1 protein-coding gene is annotated in these 7,576 nt (G+C 73.3%); it reads right to left on the reverse strand.

The window, feature by feature from the left end; translation table 11 throughout:
- A partial coding sequence (locus tag ACZ5C2_RS38425; RefSeq protein ID WP_468801588.1) for an SDR family NAD(P)-dependent oxidoreductase occupies window positions 1-7,576 on the reverse strand: 7,576 nt, incomplete at both ends.

Below are 7,576 nucleotides of genomic sequence, written 5' to 3' on the forward strand. Positions count from 1 at the left end.
ACGACCGCGTCGACACCAACGACCAACCCACAGCCGCCGGATCGGCCTCCTCGGCGAGCGGCAGCAACGCCCCGGCCTGAGCACGCAACGCAGCCGCGCTCCGCCCCGACAACACCCACGGAACCGCAGGCAGGTCGACCTCCGGCCGCGCTTCGTCCGCCTCGGACGGCGCCTCCTCCACGATCACATGCGCGTTCGTGCCGCTCATCCCGAACGCCGACACACCCGCCCGACGCGGCTGCTCCCCGCGCGGCCACTCCCGCGCCTCGGACAGCAACTCCACCGCACCCGCCGACCAGTCCACATGCGACGACGGCCGGTCCAGATGCAGCGACTTCGGCATGACGCCGTGCCGCAGCGCCAGCACCATCTTCATCACACCCGCGACACCCGCCGCGGCCTGGGAATGTCCGATGTTCGACTTGATCGATCCGAGCCACAACGGCCGGTCCTCGGGCCGGTCCTGCCCGTACGTCGTCAGCAGGGCCTGCGCCTCGATCGGGTCACCCAACGTGGTGCCCGTGCCGTGCGCCTCCACCACGTCCACCTCGGCAGGCGTCAGCCGCGCGTTCGCCAGCGCCTGCCGGATCACCCGCTGCTGCGAGGGACCGTTCGGCGCGGTCAGCCCGTTGGACGCACCGTCCTGGTTGACGGCCGAGCCCCGGATCACGGCCAGCACCCGGTGCCCGTTGCGCCGCGCGTCCGACAGCCGCTCGAGGAGCAGCATGCCGGCGCCCTCGGCCCAGCTCGCTCCGTCGGCGTCGTCCGAGAAGGACTTGGACCGGCCGTCCTTGGCGAGGGCACGCTGACGGCTGAACTCGATCAGCGAGATGGGGGTGGACATGACGGTCACACCGCCCGCGAGCGCCAGCGAGCAGTCGCCCTCCCTCAGTGCCTGGCAGGCGGAGTGCAGCGCGACCAGGGACGAGGAGCAGGCCGTGTCGACGGTGACCGCGGGTCCTTCGAGGCCGAAGGAGTACGCGACGCGACCGGAGAGCACGCTGGGGGAGTTACCGGTGCCGAGGAAGCCCTCGAAGCTGTCCTTCGCCGCCGCGAGCAGGCCGCCGTAATCCTGGTAGGTCACGCCGGCGAAGACACCGGTGGCACTGCCGCGCAGGGTGCGTGCGTCGAGGCCGGCGTGTTCCATCGCCTCCCAGGAGATCTCCAGGAGGATGCGCTGCTGCGGGTCCATTGCCACGGCCTCGCGTGGGCTGATGCCGAAGAACGTGGCGTCGAACTGGCTGGCGTCGTGCAGGAAGCCGCCTTCGTGGACGTAGCAGGTTCCGGGGTTGTCCGGGTCCGGGTCGTACAGGGAGTCCAGGTCCCAGCCGCGATCGGCGGGGAAGCCGGAGACCGCGTCGGTTCCCTCGGCCACGAGCTGCCAGAGTTCCCGCGCGGTGCGTACGCCACCCGGGTAGCGGCAGCTCATGCCGATGATGGCGATGGGGTCGTCGGAGGGGGCGAGGGACGAGGCACGGACCGGGGCGCCCACGGTGGGCGTCGGCTCGCCGAGCAGTTCCTCTCGGAGGTGGTCGACGAGGGCGCGTGGCGTCGGGTAGTCGAAGACGAGCGTCGCGGGGAGCCTCAGGCCGGTCTCCTCGCCCAGCGCCTCGCGCAGCTGGACGGCGGTGAGCGAGGTGAAGCCGAGCTCGCGGAAGGGAAGGTCCTCGTTCAGCGCCTGGGGGGCGGACTGGTCGAGGACGATCGCCGCTCTGCGGCGCACGACCTCCAGCAGGGCGCCACGCTGTTCGTCCGACGGCAGGGCGGCCAGGCGGTCACGGAGTGCCTGGCCTCCGCCGGAGACGGCGGCGGCCGCCTTGCGACGGGCGGGGCGCCGGCCCGGCTGGGCGGGGACGTCGGAGGTCCCGGCACCGTCGCGTTCGCCGTCGCTCTCGGCCGTGGCGTCGCCGGCGGTCTCGGCCGCGGTGCCAGAAGCACGTGCGGGCGCGGCGGCGGATGCCGCGTCCGGGGCGGAGGCGAGCGGCGCGCCGTCGTAGGGCCGCAGGGTCAGTGCGTCGGCGGTCAGGACGGGTTCGCCCGAGGAATCCGCGACGGTGACCGCGTAGGTGCCCTCGGCCGCGCCTGGCACGATCGATGCCCGCAGGATCGAGGCTCCGGTCGCGTGCAGGGTCACGCCGCTCCAGACGAACGGAAGACGTCGTGCGCCGGCGGCCCGTTCGTCGTACGACAGGGCCTGCAGCGCGGCGTCCAGGACGGCCGGGTGGAGGCCGAACCGGTCGGCCTCGGCGCGGAACTCGTCTCCGAGGGTGACCTCGGCGAACAGTTCCCCGTCCCGCCGCCACACGGCGGTCAGCCCTTGATAGATCGCTCCGTAGGCGAACCCTCCCTCCGCGCGGGCCGGGTAGTGGCCGTCGATGTCGACACGGGTGGCGTCGACGGGCGGCCAAACGGCGCGGGGGGCGGGCACCTGAGCGGTCGCGGTACCGAGGACTCCGCTCGCGTGGCGTGTCCACCGGGACGGGTCCGACCCGTCCTCGGTGCAGGAGCTGATGCGGAAGGCGCGGTGTCCTGTGGCGTCCGCGGGGTCGACGATGATCTGGAGCCGTACCGCTTGCTGTTCCGGTAGGACCAGCGGGGCCTCGAGGACGAGTTCCTCGATGCGGTCGCAGCCCAGTTGGTCACCGGCTCGGACGGCGAGTTCGACGTATCCGGTGCCGGGGAACACCGCCTCGCCCGCGACCCGGTGTTCCGCCAGCCACGCGTGCGTACGCGTCGAGATGCGGCCGGTGAACACATGCCCACCGCCGTCGGATAGTTCCACCGCCGCACTGAGCAGCGGGTGCTTGAGCGCGTCCGCGCCGATGGTCCCGACGTTCGATGACGCCGACGCGCCGTCCAGCCAGTAGCGTCGGTGTTGGAAGGCGTAGGTGGGCAGGTCGGTGACGCGGGCGCCGGTGGGGGCGAAGAAGGCCGCCCAGTCGACGTCGGTTCCGTCCGTCCACAGGCGGGCCAGAGCCGTCACGGCGGTCGTCGGCTCGGGGCGCTCGCGCTGGGTCAGCGGTACGGCGAGCGCGTCACCGCACGTCTCGCTGATCGCGCCGATCAGTCCGGCGTCGGGGCCGACTTCGAGGAAGCGGGTCACGCCGAGGGCCGTGAGGCGGGTCACGGCGTCCGCGAAACGGACGGTGCCGCGCACCTGGTCGGCCCAGTACGCCGGGGTGAACTCCTCGACCTGCTCGCCGGTCAGGGTGGAGATGATCGGGATGCGGGGACGCGCATACGTCAACCCCCTCGCGACCGAAGCGAATTCGTCGAGCATGGGGTCCATCAGCGCGGAGTGGAAGGCGTGGCTGACCTCCAGCCAACGGCCCTGCCGGTCGGACAGGGCGGACGCCACCGACTCGACGGCCTCCCGGGTGCCGGAGAGGACCACCTGCCCGGGCGCGTTCACCGCCGCCACCGACACACCCTCGACCAGCAGCGGCGACACCTCGTCCACCGAGGCACGCACCGCCCACATCACACCGCCCTCGGGCAGCGCCTGCATCAACGACGCACGCGCCGCCACCAGCCGACACGCATCCTCAAGCGTCAGCACACCGGAGACATGCGCGGCCGCCAGCTCCCCCACCGAATGACCCACCAGGTAGTCGGGGGTGATGCCCCAGGACTCCAGCAGCCGGAAGGACGCCACCTCGAAGGCGAAGAGAGCGGGCTGCGCCCATCCGGTGCTCCGCAGAGCGTGCCCGTCGGCGGACATCACCTCCCGCAGACCCTCGAAGTGCCCGCAGACCTCGTCCAGGGCGGCGGCGAAGACGGGGAAGGTCTCAGTCAACTCCGCGCCCATGCGGACGCGTTGTCCGCCCTGCCCGGAGAACACGAAGCCGGTCGCTCCGGTGTGCGTGACGCCGGACATCACGCCCGGCGCCGGCTGTGCGGACGCCAGGTGTGCCATCCGCACGGTCAGCTCGTTCGTGTCCGCGCCGAGTACGACGGCCCGGTGCTCCAAGGCCGCACGTGTCGTCGCCAGCGACAGCGCCACATCCGCGGCTGCCACCGTGTCCCGGTCGGCCAGGTCGGCGGCCATCCGGGCGGCCTGCGCGGCCAGCCCTTCCTCGGAGCGCGCCGAGACCGGCCACGGCACCACCGGCAGCTCGACGTCCGGCGCGACGGCCCCGGGTTCGGCGACCGCGGGCGCCTCCTCGATGATCACGTGCGCGTTCGTGCCGCTCACACCGAAGGCGGACACACCCGCCCGGCGCGGCTGCTCACCACGCGGCCACTCCCGCGCCTCGGACAGCAGCTCCACCGCACCCGCCGACCAGTCCACATGCGACGACGGCGTACCGGCGTGCAGGGTGGCGGGCAGCATCTCGTGCCGCAGCGCCAGCACCGTCTTGATCACACCCGCGACACCGGCCGCGGCCTGCGTGTGTCCGATGTTCGACTTCACCGAACCCAGCCACAACGGCCGGTCCTCCGGGCGGTCCTGCCCGTAGGTCGCGATGAGCGCCTGCGCCTCGATCGGGTCACCCAGCGTGGTCCCCGTACCGTGCGCCTCCACCACGTCCACCTCGGACGCGGACACACCCGCATTGATCAGCGCCTGCCGGATCACCCGCTGCTGCGAGGGACCGTTCGGCGCGGTCAGACCGTTCGACGCACCGTCCTGATTGACCGCCGAACCACGCACCACCGCCAGCACTTGGTGCCCGTTGCGCCGCGCGTCCGACAACCGCTCCACCAGGAGCAGTCCGACGCCTTCCGACCAGCCGGTGCCGTCGGCGTCGTCGGAGAACGCCTTGCAGCGGCCGTCGGCGGCCAGGCCTCCCTGGTGGGCGAAGTCGACGAACGCGTCCGGCGCCGCGATGATCGTGGCACCGCCGGCCAGTGCGAGGGAGCACTCACCCGACCGCAGTGCCTGCACGGCGAGGTGCAGCGCGACCAGGGAGGAGGAGCAGGCCGTGTCGACCGTGACCGCCGGCCCTTCCAGGCCCAGGGCGTACGAGATGCGACCGGAGAGCACACTGCCCGAGTTGCCGGTGATGAGGTGGCCGCCGACGCCGTCGGGAACGTCCTGCACGGAGTTGAGGTAGCCGGAGCTGCCGGCGCCGACGAAGACGCCGACCGTCCCGCCCTTCAGGGACAGCGGGGCGATGCCCGCGCGTTCCAGGGACTCCCAGGCGACCTCCAGCAGGATCCGCTGCTGCGGGTCCATCGCCAGTGCCTCGCGCGGCGAGATTCCGAAGAGCGCGGCGTCGAAGCCCGCGGCGTCCTCGAGGAAGCCGCCGGCCTGGGTGAACGACGAGCCCGCCGCGTCCAGGGCTTCCAGTTCCCAGCCTCGGTCGGTCGGGAAGGGCGTGACGGCGTCGGCCCCGCCGGACAGCAGCCGCCACAGGCTTTCGGTGTCCGTGACGCCGCCGGGGAGGCGGCAGCTCATCGCCACGATCGCGATCGGCTCGTCCAGGGCCGCGGAGGCGGGGGCGGGGAGGGCCGCCGCCTGGTCGGTGTCCGTCACCTGCTCGATCAGGTGGTCGGTGAGTGCCATCGCGGTCGGGTGGTCGAAGACCAGGGTGGCCGCGAGCGGCAGGCCGGTCGCCGCCCTGAGCCGCTCGCAGAGGTCGACCGCGGTGAGCGAGTCGAAGCCGAGGTCGCGGAAGGCGCGTTCGGGTTCGATCGCCTCGACGCCGGAGTGGCCCAGGGCGCCCGCGGCCTCACCGCGGACCAGGTCGAGGACCGTGCGGCGCCGCTCCCGGTCGTCCAGGTCGTGCAGCAGTTCGCCCAGGGGGGAGCCGGCGGCGTCCTGGGGTTCGGGTCCGGGCCGTGTGTCGCCGAACGCGGCGAGGAGCGGGCCGGGGCGCCGCACGGTGAAGGCCGGCAGGAACCGGTCCCAGTCGACGTCCACGACCGACACGCACGGCTCGGTTCCGGTCAGCGCCAGGTCGAGCGCGGCCATGGCGTCGTCGGGCGAGAGGGCGGGCAGGCCCCGGCGGCGCAGTTCGTCCCGCGCGCCCTCGACGCCGGCCATGCCTCCGCCGTCCCAGGGGCCCCAGGCGACCGCGGTGGCGGCCCTGCCGCGGGCACGGCGGCAGGTCGCGAGGGCGTCCAGATACGCGTTGGCCGCGGCGTATCCGCTCTGGCCGCCGCTCCCCCAGGTGGCCGCGATGGAGGAGTACAGCACGAACGCGTCGAGGTCCCGTTCGCCGAGCAGTGCGTCGAGGTTCGCCGCACCGGCCGCCTTGACGCCCAGCATCGTGGCGAGGTCCTCGGACGAGGCATCGAGCAGGGCGACGGACTGGGTGAGGCCGGCCGTGTGGAAGACGGACCGGATGGGCGGTGCTTCGGCCTCGATCCGCTCAAGGGCCGCCGCCAGGGCATTCCGGTCCGCGAGGTCACAGGTCTCGACGGCGACGGCCGCTCCGTGCGCCTCGAGCTCCTCGTACAGTTCCACGGCGCCGGGGGCGTCGATGCCTCGCCGGTTGAGCAGGGCGATGTGCCGCGCCCCCCGTTCGACAGCGAAGCGGGCTATCCGCGCGCCGAGGGCGCCCGTACCGCCGGTGATCAGCACGGTGCCGGATGGCTGCCACTCCGTTCCGGTGGCCCGCGCGCCGGCGGGAGCGAGCCGACGGCCGAGGACCGCCCCACCCCGTACGGCGATCTGGTCCTCGTCGCGGACGCCGCCGGCCAGGATCTCCAGCAGCTTGCCGGTGGACCGTCCTCCGGGCTGCTCGGGCACGTCGACCAGACCACGCCACAGGGCGGGTTCCTCCAGGGCGACGACCCGGCCCAGACCCCAGACGGCGGCCCGCAGCGGGTGCGTCAGCTCGTCGTCCGGCCCGGTGGAGACCGCGCCCGACGTCACCGCCCACACCTGGCCTGCGACGCCCGCGTCGGCGAGCGCCTGGACGAGTGTGGTCGTGGCTGCCAGCCCGACCGTCAGGCCGGGGTGACGCGGATGCCCGGTCTCGTCCTGTCCCAGGAACGACACCACCGTGCCGATGTCGGAGAACCCGGTGAGGCGGCCGGCCAGGGCCGCGCGGTCCAGGTCGTCGACACCGAGACGCAGCCGAGTCACCCGCGCTCCGCGCGCCACCAGTTGCTCGGCGAGCGCCGCGGCCCACGGCTCGTCCCCGTCCACGGACTCCACGATCAGCCAGCCGCCCGACACGTCACCGGGCCCGGCCGGCCCCACCGGCGTCCAGCCGATCCGGTAGTGCAGCCGGTCGAGATCGGCGAGCCGGGACCGACGCCGCCGCCAGCCGTCGAGCGCGGCAAGGACCTCACCCGTCCCGGCCTCGGGCGACACACCGAGCGTGTCCGTGAACGCCGTGACGTCCCCGCCCTCGACCATGTCCCAGAACGCGCCGTCGAGCGCGGTTTCGTTCGGGGCGCCGACCTGACCGGACGGGCTCGGCCAGTAGCGGCGGTGCTGGAAGGCGTAGGTGGGCAGGTCGGTGACGCGGGCGCCGGTGGGGGCGTAGAACGCGGCCCAGTCGACGTCGGCTCCGCAGGCCCAGAGCCGGGCCAGGGCGGTCACGGCGGTGAGCGGTTCGGCCTGCTTGCGGTGCAGGACCGGGGCGACCAGTACGGCCTCATCGCCGGTCTCCTCGATCGC

It is taken from the genome of Streptomyces sp. NPDC031365, from assembly GCF_055569765.1.